16 protein-coding genes are annotated in these 22,925 nt (G+C 57.9%); 9 read left to right on the forward strand and 7 right to left on the reverse strand.

Annotated elements, in window-relative coordinates:
• Positions 1-29 precede the first annotated feature (29 nt).
• The gene (locus tag JH25_RS17245) at positions 30-1,166 is read right to left on the reverse strand and encodes an acyl-CoA dehydrogenase family protein (protein ID WP_032877806.1); all 1,137 of its coding nucleotides are present in this window, start codon (positions 1,164-1,166) and stop codon (positions 30-32) included.
• A gap of 244 nt (positions 1,167-1,410) precedes the next feature.
• On the opposite strand from JH25_RS17245, the gene JH25_RS17240 reads away from it, so the two are divergent.
• Positions 1,411-2,307, forward strand: coding sequence for a GlxA family transcriptional regulator (locus JH25_RS17240; protein WP_177327423.1), 897 nt, complete (start codon positions 1,411-1,413; stop codon positions 2,305-2,307).
• A gap of 152 nt (positions 2,308-2,459) precedes the next feature.
• Here JH25_RS17240 and zapE read toward each other — a convergent pair whose 3' ends face one another.
• The 3 genes from zapE to JH25_RS17225 all read right to left on the reverse strand — a co-directional run bounded on the left by zapE (position 2,460) and on the right by JH25_RS17225 (position 5,635).
• Positions 2,460-3,554 (reverse strand): cell division protein ZapE, encoded by a 1,095-nt coding sequence (gene zapE / locus JH25_RS17235; RefSeq protein ID WP_005784768.1) that lies wholly within the window; start codon positions 3,552-3,554, stop codon positions 2,460-2,462.
• Positions 3,555-3,633: 79 nt separating this feature from the next.
• Positions 3,634-4,989, reverse strand: coding sequence for a tryptophan--tRNA ligase (locus tag JH25_RS17230; protein WP_032877807.1), 1,356 nt, complete (start codon positions 4,987-4,989; stop codon positions 3,634-3,636).
• Between the two features lie 16 nt (positions 4,990-5,005).
• Positions 5,006-5,635 carry an alpha/beta hydrolase gene (locus tag JH25_RS17225; protein ID WP_005784765.1) on the reverse strand — a complete coding sequence of 210 codons (630 nt, stop codon included), beginning with the start codon at positions 5,633-5,635 and terminating at the stop codon, positions 5,006-5,008.
• 146 nt (positions 5,636-5,781) lie between these two features.
• Between JH25_RS17225 and JH25_RS17220 the strand changes: the two genes are divergently transcribed.
• Positions 5,782-6,219 (forward strand): YhcB family protein, encoded by a 438-nt coding sequence (locus JH25_RS17220; protein ID WP_005784763.1) that lies wholly within the window; start codon positions 5,782-5,784, stop codon positions 6,217-6,219.
• A gap of 194 nt (positions 6,220-6,413) precedes the next feature.
• On the opposite strand, the gene JH25_RS17215 is transcribed toward JH25_RS17220, so the two are convergent.
• The 3 genes from JH25_RS17215 to JH25_RS17205 all read right to left on the reverse strand — a co-directional run bounded on the left by JH25_RS17215 (position 6,414) and on the right by JH25_RS17205 (position 10,054).
• Positions 6,414-8,138, reverse strand: a complete 1,725-nt coding sequence (locus JH25_RS17215) for an ABC transporter ATP-binding protein/permease (RefSeq protein WP_032877808.1) — start codon at positions 8,136-8,138, stop codon at positions 6,414-6,416.
• A 100-nt stretch (positions 8,139-8,238) separates the two neighbouring features.
• Positions 8,239-8,799 carry a response regulator transcription factor gene (locus JH25_RS17210; RefSeq protein WP_003171731.1) on the reverse strand — a complete coding sequence of 187 codons (561 nt, stop codon included), beginning with the start codon at positions 8,797-8,799 and terminating at the stop codon, positions 8,239-8,241.
• The gene (locus tag JH25_RS17205) at positions 8,792-10,054 is read right to left on the reverse strand and encodes an ATP-binding protein (protein WP_032877809.1); all 1,263 of its coding nucleotides are present in this window, start codon (positions 10,052-10,054) and stop codon (positions 8,792-8,794) included. Before JH25_RS17205 ends, JH25_RS17210 begins: the two co-directional genes overlap by 8 nt.
• A gap of 205 nt (positions 10,055-10,259) precedes the next feature.
• Here JH25_RS17205 and JH25_RS17200 point away from each other — a divergent pair, with 205 nt between their 5' ends.
• The 7 genes from JH25_RS17200 (at position 10,260) to JH25_RS17170 (ending at position 22,883) form a co-directional block, all read left to right on the forward strand.
• Positions 10,260-10,970: an SIMPL domain-containing protein gene (locus JH25_RS17200; protein ID WP_032877810.1), complete on the forward strand. Its 711-nt coding sequence runs from the start codon at positions 10,260-10,262 to the stop codon at positions 10,968-10,970.
• 350 nt (positions 10,971-11,320) lie between these two features.
• Positions 11,321-14,119, forward strand: a complete 2,799-nt coding sequence (locus JH25_RS17195; protein WP_032877811.1) for a hypothetical protein — start codon at positions 11,321-11,323, stop codon at positions 14,117-14,119.
• Between the two features lie 115 nt (positions 14,120-14,234).
• A complete protein-coding gene (locus tag JH25_RS17190) occupies positions 14,235-15,836 on the forward strand; it encodes an ABC transporter substrate-binding protein (RefSeq protein ID WP_032877812.1) in 1,602 nt (533 codons plus the stop codon).
• 258 nt (positions 15,837-16,094) lie between these two features.
• Positions 16,095-17,723, forward strand: coding sequence for an ABC transporter substrate-binding protein (locus tag JH25_RS17185; RefSeq protein ID WP_005784750.1), 1,629 nt, complete (start codon positions 16,095-16,097; stop codon positions 17,721-17,723).
• Positions 17,724-18,054: 331 nt separating this feature from the next.
• Positions 18,055-19,632, forward strand: coding sequence for an ABC transporter substrate-binding protein (locus tag JH25_RS17180; protein WP_371920263.1), 1,578 nt, complete (start codon positions 18,055-18,057; stop codon positions 19,630-19,632).
• Between the two features lie 171 nt (positions 19,633-19,803).
• The gene (locus JH25_RS17175) at positions 19,804-21,204 is read left to right on the forward strand and encodes an OprD family outer membrane porin (protein ID WP_032877814.1); all 1,401 of its coding nucleotides are present in this window, start codon (positions 19,804-19,806) and stop codon (positions 21,202-21,204) included.
• An 80-nt stretch (positions 21,205-21,284) separates the two neighbouring features.
• The gene (locus JH25_RS17170; protein WP_032877815.1) at positions 21,285-22,883 is read left to right on the forward strand and encodes an ABC transporter substrate-binding protein; all 1,599 of its coding nucleotides are present in this window, start codon (positions 21,285-21,287) and stop codon (positions 22,881-22,883) included.
• Positions 22,884-22,925 lie beyond the last annotated feature (42 nt).

A 22,925-nucleotide genomic window follows, 5' to 3' on the forward strand; every position in this document is an offset into this window, starting at 1 on the left:
GCGATGAGGCCATCAAGAGCACCAGACAATCAAAGTGCCCGCGCAATAATCTCCTTCATGATCTCATTGGTTCCCGCATAAATGCGCTGCACCCGCGCATCCGCCCAGGCCCGGGCAATCGGGTATTCCCACATGAAGCCGTAGCCGCCGTGCAACTGCACGCACTCATCGAGCACCTTGCATTGCAGGTCCGTGGCCCAGTACTTGGCCATCGCCGCTGTCGGCACGTCCAGCTTGCCTTCCAGGTGCAACGCCATGCATTTGTCGACAAACACACGGCCGATCTGAATCTCGGTGGCCATCTCGGCCAGCTTGAATCGGGTGTTCTGGAAGTCGGCAATCGCCTTGCCGAACGCCTTGCGCTCGCGGGTGTAATCCAGGGTCCATTGCAATGCCGCTTCGGCTGAAGACAGTGCGCCTATCGCCACGGTCAAACGCTCTTGAGGCAGCTCCTGCATCAGGTATGCGAAGCCCATACCGGCCTGGCCCAGCAAGTTTTCCTTGGGCACCCGCACGTCCTGGAAAAACAACTCCGAGGTGTCCTGGGCCTTCATGCCGACTTTCTCCAGGCGCTTGCCCTTGTCGAAACCGGGCGTGCCAGCCTCCACCAGAAACAGGCTGGTGCCCTTGGCGCCGGCCTTGGGATCGGTCTTGGCGACTACGATCACCAGATCGGCCAGGTAACCGTTGGTGATAAAGGTCTTGGAGCCGTTGATGACGTACTCATCGCCGTCCAGCACTGCCGTGGTCTTGACCCCTTGCAGGTCGGAACCGGCGCCCGGCTCGGTCATGGCAATTGCCGTGACCATCTCCCCGCAGATCAACTTGGGCAGGTATTTGTGCTTAAGCGCTTCACTGCCGTAATGCAGGATGTAGGGCGCGACGATATCCGAGTGCAGAGAAAAGCCGATGCCGGTCAACCCCAGGCGGCTGACTTCTTCGATCACCACCGCGCTGTAGAGGAAATCTGCGCCCAGGCCGCCATATTCCTCCGGCAGGTGGGAACACAACATGCCCGCCTCCCCCGCCTGGTTCCACAGGCTCCGGTCGATATAGCCCTGCTTTTCCCATTGCCCATGAAAGGGCGCGGCGTGTTTTTCGAGGAAGGTGCGCACGCTCTCGCGGAAGAGTTCGTGCTCCGAGCTGAACAAGGTTCTGGGGATCATGGGTCACCTGCGTGGATTGTCGGACAAGGACGAGCCCACAGAGCCTATGCCCCGATGGCGTCACGGGACACTGGACACATGCGACAAAAAATAAGACGATCCAGCCGTCTGGTGACCACTTTCCCCTATAAGAATAAATGAAATTATGTCTAACCAAATCTCCACGCCCCTGCGGCGCGTCAGCATTTTGGCCATTGATCGGGTATTCGCTTCCACCCTCATGCAAGCCAAGGACTTCTTCCATCTGGCCAGCCTGCGTTACGGTAAACAGCAGGGCCTGGGCTTGACCCCAGGGTTCGATACGCGCCTGGTCAGCCCCGACGGGCAGTCGGTGCGCAGCTTCAGCGATGTGATCATGCCGGTGGACGGCGGCCTGGAGGATGCCGATATCATCGTGCTGCCGGCCTTCTGGGACGACTTCGACGCCCTGTGCACCCGCTACCCGCAAGTGTTGCCGTGGCTACGCGAACAACATGCCCGCGGCGCCGTGCTGTGCGGTGAAGCCACCGGGGTGTTCTGGCTGGCCGAAGCCGGGCTGCTCGATGGCAAGGAGGCGACCACCTACTGGCGGTTCTTCAATGCTTTCAGCGAGCGCTTCCCCAAGGTGCAGCTCAACCAGGACAAGCACCTGACCGATGCCGATAACCTGTATTGCGCCGGCGGCACCACCTCGGCCTGTGACCTCTACATCTACCTGATCGAACGCTTCTGCGGGGCCAACATCGCCCAGGCCGTGGCCCGCGACATCCTCTATGAGGTGCAGCGCAGCTATTCGCCGGGGCGTATCGGTTTTGGCGGCCAGAAGCTGCACCAGGACGTGATCATCCTGCAGATCCAGCACTGGCTCGAAGAACACTTCGCCGACAAGTTCCGCTTCGAAGACGTCGCCCGGGAACACGGCATGAGCATCCGCAACTTCATGCGGCGCTTCCAGACCGCCACCGGTGACAAGCCGCTGCATTACCTGCAACGGTTGCGCATCGAGACGGCAAAGGGCCTGCTCTCAGGCAGCCGCAAGAGCATCAAGACCATCAGTTATGAGGTGGGTTACGACGATGCGAGTTTCTTTGCGCGGTTGTTCAGGCAGCACACGGAGTTGTCGCCGAACCAGTATCGCCAGCAATTTCAGCAAGCCGCCTAACTGAAGGAACACAGAAAACAAAGTGGGAGGGGCGGTGCGACGATTCGACTTGCTCCCGATTGCGCTGGGTCAGTCACATCTACAGTGACTGACACTCCGAAATCGGGAGCAAGCCCCCTCCCACATTGGATCTCCATTGAGCTGGAGATTGATTAAGGCTTGTGTCCGCGCGACAGGAACTCGTGGGACTGCATTTCAAGCAGGCGACTCAAGGTGCGCTGGAATTCGAAGTTCAAGCGACCGCCGGTGTACAGGTCCTTGAGCTCGACTTCCGCCGAGATGATCAACTTGACGTTACGGTCGTAGAATTCGTCGACCATGTTGATAAACCGCCGCGCAATATCGTCGGTGGTCACGCCCATCTGCTCGACGCCGCTCAAGATCACCGCGTGGAAGATCTTGCCCAGCTCAATGTAGTCGTTCTGGCTGCGCGGGCCGTCGCACAGCTGGCGGAACTCGAACCAGGCCACGTCATCGCAGGTGCGCAAGGCGATGATTTCGCGGTTCTCGATCATCAGCTTGTCGTTTTCCACCGCCTGGGTGCATTCCGGCGTCAGGGCGCGGAAGCTTTTTTTCAGGCTGTCGTGCGCCGCTTGGTTCAGCGGGAAGTGGAACAGCTCGGCTTGCTCCAGGTGGCGCAGGCGGTAATCGACGCCGCTGTCGACGTTGACGATATCGGTGTTCTGCTTGATCAGCGCAATGGCCGGCAGGAAGCGCGCACGCTGCAGGCCGTCCTTATACAGGCCGTCAGGCACAATGTTCGACGTGGCCACCAGGGTCACACCGTTCTTGAACAGCTCTTCCATCAGCGTGCCAAGGATCATGGCGTCGGTGATGTCGGAGACGAAGAACTCATCGAAGCAGATCACCCGCGCTTCTTGGGAGAAGCGCTTGGCGATGATGGTCAGCGGGTTTTTCTCGCCCGGCAGGGTTTTCATCTCTTCGTGCACGCGCTTCATGAAGCGGTGGAAGTGAGTACGGACCTTTTCCTTGAATGGCAGCGCTTCAAAGAAGGTGTCTACCAGATAAGTCTTGCCCCGGCCGACGCCACCCCAGAAGTACAGGCCCTTGACCGGCGTGTGATCTTTCTTGCCAAACAGCTTGCTGAACATCCCTGGTTTGCTTTGCGAGGCCGCGACCAGATCGTCGTACAGGCGCTGCAAATGACGCACAGCATTTTCCTGGGCTGCGTCATGGAAGAATTCAGGGCGTTTCAGATCAGCTTGATATCGTTCTAGGGGCGTCATAATTTCGTTAGCAAGGCAACAAAAACGGGCCGACACTGTAACGACGGCCCTGGAGAATGGCAATCAACCCTTGGTCGGGTTAATCCTCGATTGGGGCCAACGCAGCGCGCAAGGCTTCGATGGCCGCGTCACGCGATGCTTGATCGGCGTACTCGGCACTGTCAGCAACGGCGGCGCCGTCCAGCCATACGCTGAAGCTCAGAGCCTGCGCACGCACGTCCAGCGCATCACCACTTTGCAAGTGTTTGGTCACAGCGCCGGCCGCTTTGCCATCGGCAAAGTTGCGCGACAGCAACAGTTGCTCACCATCAGCGGCCAGCAGGCGGAAGCGGAAGCTGCCATCGTCTTCACGAAAACTCACAAAACGCGCAGCCTTCGCCGCTTTTTTCTTGGTTGCGACCGGCGCCGCAGCCTGGTTAACGAACGAACGCAGGCCCACCGCCTCACGCAACTCGGCGAGGAATGGCGCGGCCACGGCACGGGCTTTCTTGGCGCCGACCAGCAGCAGGTCTTCCATATCAGAGGGGCGCGACATCAGTTGGTGGTAACGCTCGCGCGCTTCACCAAGTTGGCCGTCGAGCAGTTGGAACAGACGATTCTTCGCCTCGCCCCAGCCCAGGCCTTGCAGCAGCTCGCCACGGAATTCTTCTTCCTGCGCCTTGGTCGCGAACGCCTGGTACAGGGTGAACAGGTGCGAATTGTCCGGGTCCTTGGCTTCGCCCGGCGCACGCGAGTCGGTCACGATCCGCGAGATCGCGTCTTTCATGTCCTTGGCGCTGGTGAACAACGGGATGGTGTTGTCGTAGCTCTTGGACATCTTGCGGCCATCCAGGCCCGGCAAGGTGGCAACGCTTTCTTCGATCAGCGCCTCGGGCATGGTGAAGAACTCTTTACCGTTGCCGAACAAGTGGTTGAAACGCTGGCCGATGTCGCGAGCCATTTCCACGTGCTGGATCTGGTCGCGACCGACTGGCACCTTGTGCGCGTTGAACATCAGGATGTCAGCGGCCATCAGCACCGGGTAGCTGTACAGGCCCATGCTGATGCCCGCATCCGGGTCTTCGCCGTTTTCCACGTTCTTGTCCACCGACGCCTTGTACGCATGGGCGCGGTTGAGCAGGCCCTTGGCGGCAACGCAGGTCAGCAGCCAGGTCAGCTCGGGAATCTCCGGGATGTCCGACTGGCGATAGAAGGTCACACGGTTCACATCCAGGCCACCGGCCAGCCAGGTCGCGGCGATTTCCATGCGCGAGCGCTGGATGCGCTGCGGGTCGTCGCACTTGATCAGCGCGTGGTAGTCGGCCAGGAAGTAGAAGGAGTCGGCATTCGCGTCTTCGCTGGCGAGGATCGCGGGGCGAATCGCACCGGCGTAGTTGCCCAGGTGCGGCGTGCCGGTGGTGGTAATGCCGGTGAGGATTCGGGTACGGGTCGTCATGGGTGATCGCTTGTCATCAATTCGAAAGGCGTGGCAGCACCAGATCCTTGAGATCGGTCAGCTTGCCATGAAAAAAGTGTCCGCATTCTGCCACTTTCAGCAACTCATGGGGGCGTTTCAGGGCGGCGGACCAGTCGTAGACCAATTGCGGGTCGACCACTTCATCGCTTTCCGGTTGGATCAGGGTCAACGGGCAGCCTTGGGGCAACACATCTGCATCGCCAAGGCGCATCACGGCGGCAGCCACCATAAACAGGTGCGCAAGCTTTTCACCCTTGGCTTCCAGACGGCCGCCGAGACTGGCCGCGACATAGCCACCGAAGGAAAAACCCAACAAGGTGATCGGCAGTTCGGGATGTTTTGCCCGCAGCCAGGTGACGGCCGCTTCGGCATCGTCGACCTCACCACTGGCCATATCGTGTGTACCGGCGCTGGCACCGACGCCACGATAATTGAAACGCAAAGTAATCAAACCGGCATCGCGCGCAGTGCGTTGCAGGGTCGACACCACTTTATTGAGCATGGTCCCACCCTGCACCGGGTTAGGGTGGCAGATCAGCGCCAGGCCACGTGGTTCGGGGTGATCCAGGTACAAGGCTTCCAATTGGCCCACCGGGCCATCGATCAAAACGGGGGTTTCACGCATGAGCAAGGATGAACTCCGTGACCTCTCAAGGGGTCGACTCGTCTAGCTAAAAGTCTGTGCATGGCATCATTGCGAGCTTAATCGCGGTATACAGCGCAGGTTTGAGCCGTTAACGTAAAGCAAAGCCGTTTATAGAGGAAGGACTCGTGGAACACTCGCTCTTAGTTTGGTTGTTGCCGACTCTTGCCCTGGTTGCCGGTGTCGCCATTGGATTCCTGGTTGCCCGCCTGCTGCCGAATGCCGCGCCTAACCGCACGCAGCGTCAGCTGGATGACATTCAGGAACGTTTTGACAGTTATCAGAACGAGGTTGTTACCCACTTCAACAGCACCGCGACCCTGGTCAAGAAGCTCACCCAGAGCTACCAGGAAGTACAGGATCACCTCGCCGAAGGCGCTAATCGCCTGGCCCTCGACGACATCACCCGCCAGCGCCTGCTGGCTGCGCTGCATTCCGATGCACCGCAAACCCCACGGGAACGCCTGACCCCGCCTCGGGAAAACCAGGAGCCACCACGGGACTACGCGCCAAAGACGCCGAACGCCCCAGGAATGCTGGATGAGCATTACGGCTTGAAGAAGTAAGTCATCTTCGAGCATTAAAAAAACGCCGGCTGATCAATGATCAGCCGGGCGTTTTTTTGTCTCATTCTCCAAGACAAAGCAGAACCTAATGTGGGAGGGGGCTTGCTCCCGATAGCAGTCTGTCAGCCCCAAAGTAGGTGGCTGACACACCGCTATCGGGAGCAAGCCCCCTCCCACACTCACCGAGGATGAGCTCAAGTGAGTTGTTGCTCCTGCAACCGCCCACCCTCGATGCGTACATGCCGCCCATGGAAACGCTTGAGGCTGCTGCGGTGGCCGACGCTGACGATGCTCAATCCCGGCAATTCATCGATCAATGCCTGGTACAACGTTGCCTCATCCTCTTCATCCATCGCCGAAGTGGCTTCATCCATATACAGCCACTGCGGTGCGAACAACAACGCACGGGCAAAGGCCAGGCGCTGTTGCTCACCCGGCGAAAGCATGCGTTGCCAGTGGTTGGCTTCATCCAGACGATTGAGCAGGTGCGGCAGGCGGCAGGTTTGCAGGACCTGTGCATAACGTTCTGCCGGATAGACGCTGTCGTCTTGTGGATAACTCAGCACCGCCTTGAGCGTACCAATCGGCAGGTAAGGCTTCTGCGGCAGGAACAGGTAGCGCGTCGCCGGCAACCGAATGCTGCCATGACCTGCGGGCCAAAGATGGCCCATCGCCCGCAACAAGGTGCTCTTGCCGCTACCGGAACGCCCGCTGAGCATCACGCGCTGGCCAGGCTCCACGGTCATGTCGGCGTCGGTGAGCAGGTGACGGCCGTCGGCCAGGTCCATGCCCAGATCCGTGATCACCAGGCGCTCGCCGTCAGGGCGCACATCGATGGCCGGGGCTCGCTGCTCGTTGTCGCTCATGGCTTGCTGGAAACTCAGCAGACGATCACTGGTGGCGCGCCATGTCGCCAGTTCCGAGTAGGCGTTGATAAACCAGCTGAAGTTTTCCTGCACGTTGCCAAACGCCGAGTTGATTTGCATCAGCTCGCCCAGCTCGATTTTGCCGGTGAAGTAGCGCGGCGCGGCCACGATAAACGGGAAGATGATCGCAATCTGGCTGTAGCCGGCGGTGAAAAAGGTCAGGCGCTTGGACACTTTCATGATGTCCCAGAAGTTGTGCCAGACCTTGCCGAAGCGCGTACTCAGGCGTTGTCTTTCATTGGGCTCGCCGTTGTACAGGGCAATGCTCTCGGCATTCTCACGCACCCGCACCATGGAAAAACGCAGGTCTGCCTCGAAGCGTTGCTGTTGGTTGCTCAGGCCGATCAAGCGTCGGCCGATCAGGTGCGTCAGCCAACTGCCCACGGTGGCGTACAGCAGCGCGCACCAGAACATATAGCCGGGGATGGTGATGCCAAACACTTCGATGCTGCCCGATACGCCCCACAGGATGATCGAGAACGACACCAGGCTGACCACATTACGCAGCAACCCAAGGCCGAGGCTCAAGGTGCCGGAGGTGAAGTTGTTGAGGTCTTCGGAAATCCGCTGGTCTGGGTTGTCGGTATAACCACCCTGTTCCAGCTGGTAGTAATTCTTGTGGGCCAGCCACCGGGTGAAGTGTTTTTCGGTGAGCCAGGCGCGCCAGCGGATCGTCAGCATCTGGGTCAGATAGAGACGGTAGACCGCGCCGAGAATCGCCACCGCCGCAATGCCGCCGAAATAACCTATCAGTTGCCAGAAGGCGGCGGTGTCCTTCTTCTCCAGGGCGTTGTAGAAATCCTTGTACCAGTGATTGATCCACACGGAAATCGCCACGCTGAACAGCGACAGGCCAATCACTGCAGCCAGCAACAGCCAGGCCCTGCCCTTCTCTTCGCTACGCCAATACGGTGTGATCATGGCCCAGGTTCGGCGGAAGAATTGCCCCCGCACCGCGTCGTTGATCGCGGAGTACTCAGCGTTCTGGTTCATTGTTCAGGCTCGGCAGGAAAAACATCACAGGCGTTTGAACCGATCATAGGTGATCGGTTCGCGCATCCGTGCAGCCTGAAGCAGGTTGTTCAGTGTTCGTTCAGCGTCGTACCGGGCGCTTCTGCAACTTGCGCTGCAAGGTACGGCGGTGCATGCCTAAAGCACGGGCAGTGGCGGAGATATTGCCTTCGTGCTCGGTCAGCACGCGCTGGATATGCTCCCATTGCAGGCGGTCCACCGACATCGGGTTTTCCGGTACCAGGGTGTCGAGGTCGGCGTGCTCGGAAAGCAGAGCGGCCAGCACGTCGTCGGCGTCCGCCGGCTTGCACAGGTAGTTGCAGGCGCCGCGCTTGATCGCCTCGACAGCGGTGGCGATGCTGGAGTAACCGGTGAGGATCACCACGCGCATTTCGGGGTCGAGCTCCAGCAGCTTGGGCAGCAGCACCAGGCCGGAGTCGCCGTCCATTTTCAGGTCGAGGGCGGCGTAGTCGGGCAGGTCGGCCTGGGCGATGGTCAGGCCTTCTTCGGCAGACCCTGCGGTGCTGACGCGAAAACCGCGACGGCTCATGGCGCGCGCCATCACGCGGGTAAAGGTGGCATCGTCATCTACCAGCAACAGGTGCGGCAGTTCTTCGCCTTCGACTTGGATCTCGTCACTCATCGATATCTCCTCGTGCGACACGGGGCAGGCGCAGCTCGGTGAGCGTGCCACCTTCCTCATGACTATAGAGCTTCACTGAGCCGCCCGCGCGGGTCACGCTGGCCTTGCTCAAAAACAGGCCCAGGCCGAAGCCTTTGCCCTTGGTGGTAAAGAAGGGTTTGCCGATCTGCTCGGCAATGGCCAGCGGCACGCCCGCGCCGTGGTCACGAATGCTGATGGTGATGTTTTCGGCGTCCCAGTCCAACTGTACACCGAGCCCTTCAGGGCAGGCGTCAGCGGCGTTGTTCAGCAAGTTGAGCAGCGCCTGGGTCAGGTCCGGCGGTGGCGCCAGGCGCGGCACGCTGCCTTGGCCCAACAGGTTGAAGCGGTAACTGGCCTCGGGGCGCATCAGGTGCCAACGGTTCAGGGCTTCATCGAGCCATTGGGTCACATCCTGCATTTCAACCGCGAGGCGGCGATTGGCTTCGGCGGCACGCACCAGTTGCTGCAGCGTCAGCTTGCATTGCTTGACCTGTTCCTGCAGCACGCTCAAGTCGTCTTGCAGCGCGGGGTCGTGATGGTCCTGGGTCATTTCCTTGAGCAGCACGCTCATGGTCGCCAACGGCGTGCCCAATTCATGGGCGGCACCGGCAGCCTGGGTGGCAACGGCCAGCAGTTGCTGGTCACGCAGGCCCTCTTCACGGCGAATGGCGCGCAGCTCTTCCTGGCGACGCAGCTCTTCGGCCATACGTGCGGCGAAAAAGGTAATGACGGCGGCAGACAGGGCAAAACTCAACCACATCCCGTAGATTTGCAGGTTTTCCCGGGCGATAGGGAAGGTCTGCAACGGGTAGAACTGAGCCAGCAACAGGGTGTACAGCGTCAGCGCGATCCCCGAAAGCACCACCGAGTAGCGCCATGGCAACGTCACCGCAGCGATGGTCAGTGGCACCAGGTAATACGAAACGAACGGGTTGGTGGACCCACCGGAGAAGTACAGCAACACGCTGTGGATAAACAGGTCGCAAGCCAGTTGCAGGGCATATTCCAACTCGGTCACCGGCCAGGTGGTGCGCAGCCGTATGGCGGTAAATGCACACAACACGGTGGAAAAACCCAGGGTCACAGCCAGTTGCAGCCAGGGCAGCGGCAGCAGGTCGAACCAATAGGCAAGCCCGACGGAACCGGCCTGTGCGGCCAATACCAGGGTGCGAATGAACGTCAGGCGCCAGAGGTTCTGGCGAGTGGCGGAAGTCAGTTTTACGGCGGCGAGCATGAGCTCTCCCGATGAGCGCTGCAGGCGGATCGGCACGAGTATAAACGAAGCGGACCTGCTGGCACGGCGCGTGTGGCTCTTTGACGCAGGCCGGCTAAATGACCGTTCGTCGGCACCCGCATAACTTGTTGGTAATGTGTAAACCCGAAGAACCCTATGCCAGCGTCTACAGTCATACCGAGCACGACTACCTCAAGGAGCTTCCATGTCTCGTTTCATTCGCAGTGCAGCCATCATCACTCTCAGCGCCAGCGCCATTGCCAGCCTGCCGGCCATGGCCGCCGATGCACTGAACTACAACCAGATCTCCCTGCGCGCCGAAGTCAGCCAGGAAGTAGCCCGCGACAAGATGATCGTCACCCTCTATACCGAGTCGCAAAACGCCGACCCGGCCAAGCTTGCCGCTGAAATCACCACCACCATGAACACAGCCTTAGGCCAGGCCCGCGAAGTCAAAGGCGTGACCCTGCGCCAGGGCAGCCGTAACAGCTACCCGATCTACGACAACAAGAACCAGAAGATCACCGGCTGGCGTGAGCGCGCCGAACTGCGCCTGGAAAGCGCGGACTTCCCGGCGCTGTCCAAGCTCACCGGCGAGCTGTTGAACACGCTGAAAATGGAAAACATGGACTTCGCCATCGCCGATGCCACGCGCAAGGCCAGCGAAGATGCGTTGCTCAAGGACGCGGTTACTGCGTTCAAGGCCCGTGCGCAACTGGCTACCGATGCACTGGGCGGCAAGGGTTACAAGATCGTCAATCTGAACTTCAACACCAATGGTTACCCGATGCCTTATGCCCGTGGCGGCATGATGATGAAGGCGGCCATGGCAGATTCTGCACCGACGCCTGACGTTGAAGCAGGCACCAGCCAAGTGAGCATGAGCGCCGATGGAGTGATCGAAGTTTTACCGTAAGTCTTCGCGAGACCAACACGGCGTAACCTTCACCGGTTACGCTGTGGTGTTGCCGCCCACGGAACACTCAGACCGCTACCACACACCAAGTAACTTGATACTACCGCCTTACTCTAATCTATCTAAACCTCGCCCTCACGACACCACTCGTCAAACATTACGAATGCAGGCCTGGAACTTACGACACTCAACTTCCCACCCAGGGTTGCCATGCACATCATCTTGAATCAGAACATCGAACAGGTTATTTGCCACACACGGACGTACTGACAACAGAACATCACACATATCGATTTCTTTGTTTCTCGATGAACGGCAGTTATTTATCCAATAATTAATGTGAGTCGATAATGAATATAACACCGTCTCTCGCTCCCACACCCGTCGTTCCCTCTTTCCCTCCCACACACGATCGCCAGCGTCGAGCGCTTGATGATTTGCCCGCAACGCAAACCCGGCAGCAGGCAGAAGAAACCTCTTCAAAACATCCAAAAAAATTGCTCGACCAACCCCCGTTCCCCTTGCCTACACCCGCCCATGAGCTCGATGCTTCCAAAAGCATCATCTATGGGTCAGTCAACGTTATTCCGCCAAACGCGGGTTATACACAGCAAGAGCGAATGCATCGTATCGATGCCTATGCCGGTCGAGTCGTCGCGCACATTCAACACATCGAAAATGGCAGCGACGCAGAACGCAATATCAAGTTCCAGCAAACTCGCCTGTTTCTTGAACCCGCAGGTTACTTCAGCGGCGGGTTGCTAGCAGCCGGCTACGATCCCCATGAAAAAATCTCGGTGACCTTCCACTCCTATGTAGGAATGGGCAAGCCCCAGGAGGAAACCAACAAGGAGGTACGCACCTATTTTGCATGGGAGATTGCAGCCGGCGCTCTTGCGCACGACAAGGTGTCAAGGGGCGGCCCGTTGAACTTCCAGGGCATGCACATCAACCCGCAAGATAAAAACAAGCTTCACGAACTGGAATCCTTGGGCAGCCAACTCCAAGGCCATTGGGAAAATGAAATAGCGGCGCCCATGCGCGACGCCTCGGGGCAACTGGCGAAGCGATCGGGCAAAGCGGATGCCTATGTGTTGCGAGGAATATTACAAAGTCTGCATGACGACAATTCCAGTAACAAACACCTAACCCCCGCTGCGCGGGCCGCCATTGTCCGCACACTTGAAGAAGACGGAAACGCGGTAATCCCCAACATATATGGCTATCCCTTAGAGGGTTATGCGTTTATTCCTTATATCAATTATCACGGTGATTATGACCACCGCCCGAATAAGGGACTGATGATTGACTTAAAGAATGGCTCCGCCCGTGAAATACACGGTGATGACGACTTTGCCAGTTGGGCTAAAAACAATCAGGCTCAATTGGTTAGCCGCTTCAACGCTCGTGACAGGCAAGGCGGTCATGATGCTCACTGGGTAGGGGCCGGGTATGTGCTCAATGCATTGATTCAGGATAACCGTTCTACGTTTCCAGGAAGAAAAGGCCCGTTCACAGATCAGGCCGTACCGGTCCGGGAGACATTCAATTACACACAATCGCGAGACAGCGATTACTACTTGAAATTTGGCGACCTTAAAAACGGTATTGCCCCCCACTACCAGGCGATAAATGCCAAGAATGCACGCTGGACCGATCAAACCGAGGTCTTTGGCGCCTCCCAACAAAGTTGGAAAGCAGCCAAAGAGTTTTGGGGTAACACGTTTGGTTACTTACCGATCGTAGGCAATGTGGGCAACATTGTCTTCGGCGTACACGATGGCCTCTACGGCAAGACGGCTGATGATCGTGTCGCAGGTAACGCCGCGGCAGTAATTTCCAGCCTGCAACTGGCGCACGAGATTGCCCCCATTGGAGTGGAAGCCGGACTTGGGGAGGCGGTTTTGACACCTGGCGCTCCCAGCGCAAAACCCTACAGCTGGCGATTCAGTCAGGACACTAGCGATCTTGAACTCGTGCGCACGCCAAACGCGTTGAGCGAGAGTGATACCAACCCGGTTGCAAATCACTCGACGCCCCAGGTGAACCCGTTGCGGCCCAGTCACGCGGGGATGATCAGCGAATATGCCATCCCTGACGGCGAGCAGTTGATTGAAAAGGCCACGCACAACCAGAAGGGCATCTATCAGCTCAAGAACACCGCCACCGACGAAGATCGCTGGTTTATCCGCTACACCGATGGGACAGGCGTCCCTGGCGTATATGAAATAAAAAGCAACTTCAAACCTAGCAATGACTACGTGCAGATTATTGATCGCTCCGGAAAGATTGTATTGACCGTGCATTCAGCCGGTGACGGAAACTGGGTTCGCAATGCAGCCAATGGGGGGGTGAGGTGGCCGTGGCAGCGCTCACCATCGCCAACACCTAGTGAAAATCTGACCCCCCATTTTTCGGACCTGTTCGCCGATGTCGATCAACAGGCCGTGGCACGAGCCGACAGATTCGACCAATTCATGAAAGTGGATGAGACCAGACCTTACGCCGTATCGACCCGCGGCTATGAAGAAAACGGCGTTGTTAAAAGAAAGCTGAATATTGGCTGGGAGGCCCCCAAGGAGAAGTTCGAAGTATTGCCCTCGGAGCGAGCGGCTCCTACGCCTCTGAGCGAGACCAATTATTCAGAGCACTTTCTTCCCGACCTGAATCGTAACAACTACACGGTCATCAAAAGCTCAAAAGGCGGCGATATCGAGGTGCCGTTGGACGCCAGTGCAGACACACCCGAAGCGACAAGACTGAGCCGTCTAAAGAAATTCGAGAAAGAGATTCCCGATGCACAACTGCGATCCCGTATCTCCGAGGTTGCCCATCAAGGATCAGTATTTCCCGCCAATTGGGAGTTGCTCCAAAGCTTAAAAGAAGGCTACGGCGTCACAGCAAGCAATACTTCTTACTTTATTGATTACGACCCGATAAACAGTGAAGCCCGAGTCAAAGTCGTCACCACGTGGTTTGTAAGCGATGTCAGCGATCACGTTCCAAAAGTGATTCCGGATTTAGAAGCAACCTCCGTCAGAACCTTCACCATTCGCGAGAACAATGACGTGTCCGGCGACCTTTACACGATTGACGATTACGCTCCAACTCAACTGGAAGTCTCGATCCCCGATGATCTCCCTCAGTAATCAAGGCCCCCTTTGATGCAGATGTCCCTACCTGAGTAACCAGAACGGCGGTAACCTCGGTGACCGCCGTTTTCGTTTAGGCAGCTTTGGTCTGCCTGCCATTTCAGGGGTCTCCATGGAAAGAATCGCCGTCAAGCCACTGCTCCTCGCCGCAAGCCTACTGGCTTTTATGCCGATGGCTCAGGCCGCAACCACCCTGGTCTACTGCTCCGAAGCCAGCCCCGCCGGGTTCGATCCCAGCCAGTACACCAGCGGCACCGATTTTGACGCGTCCGCCGAAACCGTGTTCAACCGTCTGACTCAGTTCAAGCGCGGTGGCACCGAGGTAGAACCGGGTCTGGCCACGAACTGGGATGTATCCAAGGACGGCCTGACGTATACCTTCCACCTGCGCGATGGCGTCAAGTTCCACACCACCGACTTCTTCACCCCGACCCGTGATTTCAACGCCGATGATGTGTTGTTCACCTTCAATCGCTTGCTCGATGCCGACAGCCCGTTTCGCAAGGCCTACCCCTCCGAATCGCCCTACTTCACTGACATGGGCTTGAACGCCACGATCAAGAGCGTCGACAAACTCGACGAACACACCGTGCGTTTCAACCTGAACAATGTCGATGCTTCATTCGTACAGAACCTGGCGATGAGTTTCGCCTCGGTGCAATCGGCCGAATACGCCGCCCAGCTGTTGAAAGAGGGCAAGGCCGAGCAGATCAATCAAAAGCCCATCGGCACCGGGCCGTTTGTGTTCAAGCGTTACCAGAAAGATGCGCAGATCCGGTATGTGGCCAACACACAATACTGGAAGCCCGAGGACGTAAAGCTCGATAACCTGGTATTTGCGATCACCCCGGACGCCGCTGCGCGCCTGCAAAAACTAAAGGCCGGTGAATGCCAGGTCAGCGGTTACCCACGTCCTGCCGACATCGACGTGATGAAGCAAGATCCCAATCTGCGCGTGCTGCAACAAGCGGGTTTCAATCTGGGCTTCCTGGCCTACAACGTAACGCACCCGCCGCTGGACCAACTCAAGGTGCGCCAGGCGCTGGACATGGCGATCGACAAACCAGCAATCATCAAGGCCGTTTACCAGAGCGCCGGACAATTGGCGCAGAACGCATTGCCGCCGGCGCAGTGGTCTTATGACCCAGGCATCAAGGATGCCCCCTACGATCCGACCAAAGCCCGGTTGCTACTAAAAGAAGCAGGGGTTGCACCAGGCACCACCATCAATCTGTGGGCGATGACCGTGCAACGCGCCTCCAACCCCAATGCGCGGATGTCCGCACAAATGATCCAACAGGATTGGGCCAAGGTCGGCATCAAAGCCAACATCGTCAGCTATGAGTGGGGCGAGTACATCAAACGCGCTAAAAATGGCGAACACGACGCAATGATTTACGGCTGGACCGGCGATAACGGCGACCCGGATAACTGGCTCGGCGTGCTCTACAGTTGTGCCGCGGTCAAGGGCAGCAACTATGCCAAATGGTGTAACCCGGCCTACGACAAACTGGTGCAGCAAGCCAAGGTCAGCAATGATCGCGAGCAGCGTATCAAGTGGTATCAACAGGCGCAGAAAATCCTTAAGGAACAGGTACCTATAACGCCTATTGCGAACTCGACGGTTTTCCAGCCCCTGCGCAAGGAAGTGCGCGACTTCAAGATCAGCCCGTTTGGACTGACGCCCTTCTACGGCGTGAGTCTAGATAAGTAACATCAACGCCCCAACCGAGTGCGCTAGACGCCTCGGCTGGGCTTTTTTGGTGCGCACATTGCACCGAAAAAAACCATCAAATCGACGCATTTATGGCAAAACTTTCATAATTGCGACATTCCTGTACGTTCGTACCACTGTTTACCGCTCGTAACCGTTCAGCATCTTGCATTGGGTATGGCGCCTGCATAAGTATCCGCAGGCCGACTCACGAGGTCGCCCTCACCACCAAAAATGACAACAAATCATGAGGCCAACATGCTTAAACACGCAGTCCTTCCGTTATTAGTGAGCGCTGGCCTTATGGCCGCAGCCCCCGTAGCCCTGGCGGCAACTAACCTGGTGTTCTGCTCCGAAGGGAGCCCGGCCGGTTTCGACCCAGGCCAGTACACCACCGGAACAGACTTCGATGCCTCGGCCGAAACCATGTTCAACCGTCTGAGCCAGTTCGAGCGTGGCGGCACCGCCGTCGTTCCTGGCCTGGCCACCAGCTGGGATGTGTCGCCGGACGGCCTGACGTATACCTTCCACCTGCGCGAAGGCGTCAAGTTCCACACCACCCCGTACTTCAAGCCTACTCGTGAATTCTCGGCTGACGACGTACTGTTCACCTTCAACCGGATGATCAACAAAGACGATCCGTTCCGTAAGGCCTACCCCACCGAGTTCCCGTACTTCACGGACATGGGGATGGACACCAACATCAAGAACATCGAGAAAGTCGATGATCACACCGTCAAGTTCACCCTTGGCACCGTGGACGCGGCTTTCATCCAGAACCTGGCCATGAGCTTTGCTTCGATCCAGTCCGCTGAATATGCCGCGCAATTGTTGAAGGAAGGCAAACCCGCCGACATCAACCAGAAGCCGGTCGGCACTGGCCCGTTCGTGTTCAAGAGCTACCAGAAAGATTCGAACATTCGTTACACCGGCAACAAGGACTACTGGAAACCTGAAGACGTGAAGATCGACAACCTGATCTTCGCCATCACCACTGACCCGTCGGTGCGTATCCAGAAGCTCAAGAAAAACGAATGCCAGATCACTCTGTTCCCACGTCCGGCCGACCTAAAGGCGCTGGGCGAAGACAAAGACCTGAAGCTGCCGCACCAGGCCGGTTTCAACCTGGGCTATGTGGCCTACAACGTGATGGACAAGGTCAAGGGCAGCGACCAGCCTAACCCGCTGGCTGACCTGCGCGTACGCCAGGCGCTGGACATGGCGGTGAACAAGCAGCAGATCATTGACTCCGTGTACCAGGGCGCCGGCCAACTGGCCGTCAACGCCATGCCGCCGACCCAATGGTCCTACGACACCAGCATCAAGGACGCTAAGTACGACCCAGAGAAAGCCAAGGCGCTGCTCAAGGAAGCCGGCGTCAAGGAAGGTACCGAAATCGTCCTGTGGGCCATGCCGGTTCAGCGTCCGTACAACCCGAACGCCAAGCTGATGGCTGAGATGCTGCAGAACGACTGGTCCAAGATCGGCCTGAAGGTCAAGATCACCAGCTACGAATGGGGCGAGTACATCAAGCGTTCCAAAGGCGGCGAGAACCAGGCCATGATCATTGGCTGGAGCGGCGACAATGGTGACCCGGACAACTGGCTGAACGTGCTGTTCGGCTGCGACTCGCTGTCGGGCAACAACTTCTCCAAGTGGTGCGACAAGAAATTCGACGGCATCGTGAAAGAAGCCAAGGCCACATCGGATGTCGCCAAACGCACCGAGCTGTACAAGCAGGCGCAACATATCCTCAAAGATGCAGTCCCGATGACACCTATCGCGCACTCGACGGTGTATCAACCCATGCGTAATACCGTACAGGACTTCAAGATCAGCCCATTTGGCTTGAACTCCTTCTACGGCGTTAGCGTAAGCGGCAAGTAAGGATCAATAACGGCGACGTTTCACAACGTCGCCGTTATTCCATCCGCCAGGGCCATAGGAAACAGACCACATTTGTAAGCGTTGCCGTCCTACAGCAACGAACTGCGCCTTGTGTCTCCGTTACCTACAAGTCCAGTCAGAATTGGCGCATTTACTGCAAGGTCCGCGTCCCATAACGTCGTAGGACAGCAGAGGCATCACTCTGGGAAATGGCACTTGCTGTGCGTGGGATCAGTGATGTCTTCCTGGCCATGGCCAGCGGGAGGGTTGCTGTTGATAACTACAAACAAGGATCGGGATCGTCATGCGCCATACCACTGTTCTATCCGCGATGTTTGCCACCAGCCTGCTGGCCGTGGCCACGATGGGCCAGGCCGCCGAAAAGAAGAGCCTGGTGTTCTGCTCCGAAGGCAGCCCGGCAGGGTTTGACACTGCGCAATACACCACGGCCACCGACAACGATGCGGCAGAGCCTTTGTACAATCGCCTGGTTGAATTCGAAAAAGGCGCGACCGACGTAGTACCTGGGCTGGCGACCAAATGGGATATTTCGCCAGATGGCCTGACCTACACCTTCCACCTGCGTGAGGGGGTGAAGTTCCACAGCAACAAGGAATTCAAGCCGACGCGCGACTTCAACGCCGACGACGTGCTGTTCACCTTCAACCGCATGCTTGACCCCGAGCATCCATTCCGCAAGGCCTACCCTACCGAGTTTCCGTACTTCAACGGGATGAGCCTGAACAAGAATATCGCCAAGGTCGAAAAAACCGACCCGCACACGGTGGTGATGACCTTGAACACGGTCGATGCCGCGTTCGTACAGAACATCGCCATGAGTTTCGCTGCAATCCTGTCCGCCGAATACGCCGAGCAGTTGCTCAAGCAAGGCAAGCCCAGCGACATCAACCAGAAGCCGATCGGCACTGGCCCATTTGTGTTCCAGCGTTACCAGAAAGACTCGCAGATACGTTACGTGGGCAACAAACAGTACTGGGACCCGAGCCGCGTCAAGCTGGACCAACTGATCTTCGCCATCAACACCGACGCCTCGGTACGGGTGCAGAAGCTCAAGGCCGGCGAATGCCAGGTCACCCTGCATCCGCGCCCCGCCGATGTAGACGCGCTGAAGGCCGACCCGAACCTGCAACTGCTGACCAAGCCTGGCTTCAACCTCGGCTACATCGCCTACAACGTGCGCCACAAGCCGTTCGACCAGCTTGAAGTGCGCCAGGCGCTGGACATGGCGGTGAACAAGCAGAGCATCCTCAACGCTGTGTACCAGGGCGCAGGGCAACTGGCGGTCAACGCCATGCCGCCGACACAGTGGTCCTACGACGACAGCATCAAGGACGCCGCCTACAACCCGGAAAAAGCCAAGGAGCTGCTCAAGGCCGCCGGCGTCAAGGAAGGCACCGAGATCACCCTGTGGGCGATGCCGGTACAACGTCCGTACAACCCCAACGCCAAGCTGATGGCCGAGATGCTGCAGAACGATTGGGCCAAGATCGGCCTGAAAGTCAAAATCGTCAGCTACGAATGGGGCGAGTACATCAAGCGCACCAAGAACGGTGAGCATGATGTCAGCCTGATTGGCTGGACCGGCGACAACGGTGATCCGGACAACTGGTTGGGCACCCTCTACAGCTGCGACGCCATCGGCGGGAACAACTACTCCATGTGGTGTGACCCGGCGTACGACAAGCTGATCAAGCAAGCCAAGGTCGTGACCGACCGCGAACAAAGGACTGTTCTATACAAACAGGCGCAGCAACTGCTCAAGCAGCAGGTGCCGATCACGCCAGTCGCCCACTCGACGGTCAACCAGCCGTTAAGCGCCAAAGTCGAAGGTTTCAAGGTGAGCCCCTTCGGCCGCAACGTGTTCTCGGGCGTCAGCATTACCCCATAAGAAAATAACCGGATTGCGGGGAGCGAAGTTCGCTTCCCGGCAAACGCGCAGGCTTTTGTTGGGAAAATTCCTACGCCAAACGTTTGCACAGGCTTGAACGAGTTCCACACCCAATAGCCGGTTCACCTAAAAAGACCGGCATTAAAAAAGAGAACCAAAGGAGCTTCACCCATGAAACTGAGCAGCAAAGCGCTTCTGGCCCTGGCCATCAGCAGCATCACGGCAACCGCCTACGCTGAAACGCAAAGCCAGGACTTCGTTCCTACCACGTTGGCCGGCACCAGCGCCCAAAGCGAGGCTAAAGGCTTCGTTGAAGACTTCAGCCTTGGCGGCACCACACGTAACTGGTACTCCCATGAAAGCAAATACCGTGGGGGCACCTTCGCGTACCAGAAGCATGGCCAGACCCTGACCGACCGTAACCGTACCAACTGGGTACAGGGCACCATCCTCAAAGCCAGCTCGGGTTTCACCCAGGGCACCGTCGGCGTCAAGACCGAAGTAGCGGTTTACAACGCTCTGGTACTGGACCGCAGCAAGCGTGATATCAAGGGCGGCTCCAACCGTACCCTGGCGGACTCCAACGGTGACGCCGTAGACCAGTGGAGCAAACTGGGCCTGGCCAACGTGCAGTTCCGCGTGTCCAACACCACCTTGACCGCCGGTCGCCAGAACTTCAGCAGCGGCATCGTCGACACCATCGGCAACCGTGCCCTGCCTTCAAGCTTCCAGGGTGTGAGCTTCAACAGCGAAGAGTTCAGCAACCTGTCGTTCCAGGGCGGCGTGTTTGACCGCGTTTCGCCACGTAGCGAACAGAGCCTGTCGAAATTCCGCTCCGAATACACCAACAGCGCAAAGGTTGAAACCGACAAGGTCTATACCCTGGGCGCCAACTACCAGCCATTCAAGAGCCTGAAGACCAGCTTCTTCGGCGCCAACGTCAAGGATTTCTGGAACCAGTACTACTTCGGCGCTACCCATGAACTGGGTGACAGCCAGCAACTGGCGCTGACCACCGGTTTCAACTACTACAAGACCGTCGATGAAGGCAAAAAGCTGATGGGGGATATCGACAACGATACCTACTCCCTGTCTTTTGGCCTGACTCACCAGGCCCACAGCCTGACCTTCGCCTACCAGGCCGTGAACGGTAACGAGTACTTCGACTACCTGCACGAAACCAACGGTATCTACCTGGCCAACTCCCTGACGTCCGACTTCAACGGCCCGAACGAGAAATCGTTCCAGATCGCCTACGCCATCAATATGGCCGAATACGGCGTGCCAGGCCTTAAGTTCAACGCCTACTCCGCTCGCGGCTGGGGCATCGACGGCACCCACTACACCGGTAACCGCGGTGTAGTCGGCAAAGGTTACGACGGCATCCAGTCCCAGGACGGCGAGAAGCACCAGGAATACGGTATCGGCGCTTCCTACGCGGTCCAGAGCGGCCCGCTCAAGGCCACCGCAATTCGTGCCACCTACGTTGAACACCGTGGCAGCGAGTTCCAATCCGACGGCAGCATCAAAGAGTTCCGTCTGGTCACCACCATCCCATTCAACATCCTTTAATTAGCGCCAGGCAGGCGGCGGACTCAGGACGAGTTCGCCGTCTACGCTTTTCTGGTTCCATCGATTGCAGAGGGCTCTGAATGAAAATGCTCCCGCTACAAGCCGCCATGGCTGCCGCGCTGTTGAGCGTGGCGATCGGCGTTTCGGCCAAACCGCTGGTGGTGTGCACCGAAGCCAGCCCGGAAGGTTTCGACCCGGTCCTGTACACCACCGCCGTGACCGCCGATGCCGCCGCTGAAACCATGTTCAACCGTCTGGTGGATTTCAAGCCCGGCACCACCGAAGTGGTTCCCGCCCTGGCTAAAGACCTGCCGGAAATCAGCGCCGATGGCCTGACCTACACCTTCCACCTGCGTGACGACATCAAGTTCCACACCACCGACTATTTCAAACCCACGCGCAACCTGAACGCCGACGATGTGCTTTGGAGCTTCCAGCGCCAGCTGGACCCGAATCATCCATGGCATAAAAAGTCCCTCGTGGGTTACCCGTACTTCGAAAGCATGGGGTTCAAGGAACTGCTCAAGAGCGTAGAGAAGATCGACGATCATACTGTCGTCTTTACCCTGACCCGTCCTGAAGCTCCGTTCCTGGCTGACCTGGGCATGGCGTTCTCTTCAATCCATTCGAAGGAATACGCCGACCAGTTGCTCAAATCCGGCAAGACCGAAGACCTCAATGCCAAGCCCATCGGCACTGGTCCGTTCATCTTCACCCGTTATCAGAAAGACGCCCAGGCACGCTTCAAGGCCAACCCCGACTACTTCCGCGGCAAACCGGCGGTCGATCCGCTGATTCTGGCTATTACCGTCGATAACAACGTGCGCCTGCAGAAGCTCAAGGCCAACGAATGTCAGATCGCGTTGTTCCCCAAGCCGGATGACATCCCAAGCATCAAGAAAGACCCGAACCTGAAAGTCGATGAACTGGCGGCGATGACCACCAGCTACACCGCATTGAACACCACCCGCAAATACATGAGCGATGCGCGGGTACGCCACGCTATCAACATCGCGTTCGACAAGGCCGGCTATACCGAAGCGCTGTTCGGAAAAGGCAATGCAGTCGTGGGCACCGGCCCTTATCCACCGACATTGCTGGGTTTCAGTGAAAAGCTGAAAAACCCAGCACGCGACCTGGACAAGGCCCGTGCCCTGCTCAAGGAAGCCGGCGTGCCGGAAGGCACCGAATTCACACTGTTCACCCGTAACGGCGGCGGCCCGACCAACCCCAACCCGATGCTCGGCGCCCAGCGTATGCAAGCAGACCTGGCCCAGATTGGCTTGAAGATCAATATCAAGGTCATGGAATGGGGCGAGATGCTCAAGCGTGCCAAAAACGGCGAGCACGATATGGTTTCGGCGGGCTGGGTCGGTGATAACGGCGACCCGGATAACTTCCTGACGCCAAACCTGAGTTGCGATGCAGCCAAAAACGGCGAAAACTACGCCCGCTGGTGTAACAAAGAGTTTCAGGACTTGATCGACAAAGCCCGTGCAATCGCGGAACCGGCCGAACGGGCCGCGCTCTATGAACAAGCACAGGATGTGTTCGAGAAAGACCAACCCTGGCTTCCCATGGCTTACCCGAAACTGTTCACCGCCCTGCGCAAGAACGTAGAAGGCTTCACCCAAAGCCCTCTGGGTACAAATAACTTCGCCACCACCCAGGTGAAGTAATAAGAAAAACGCTCGGCACCGTCGACATTGACGGTGCCGAAC

It is taken from the genome of Pseudomonas sp. BRG-100 (assembly GCF_000737955.1).
Classification (GTDB): domain Bacteria; phylum Pseudomonadota; class Gammaproteobacteria; order Pseudomonadales; family Pseudomonadaceae; genus Aquipseudomonas; species Aquipseudomonas synxantha_A.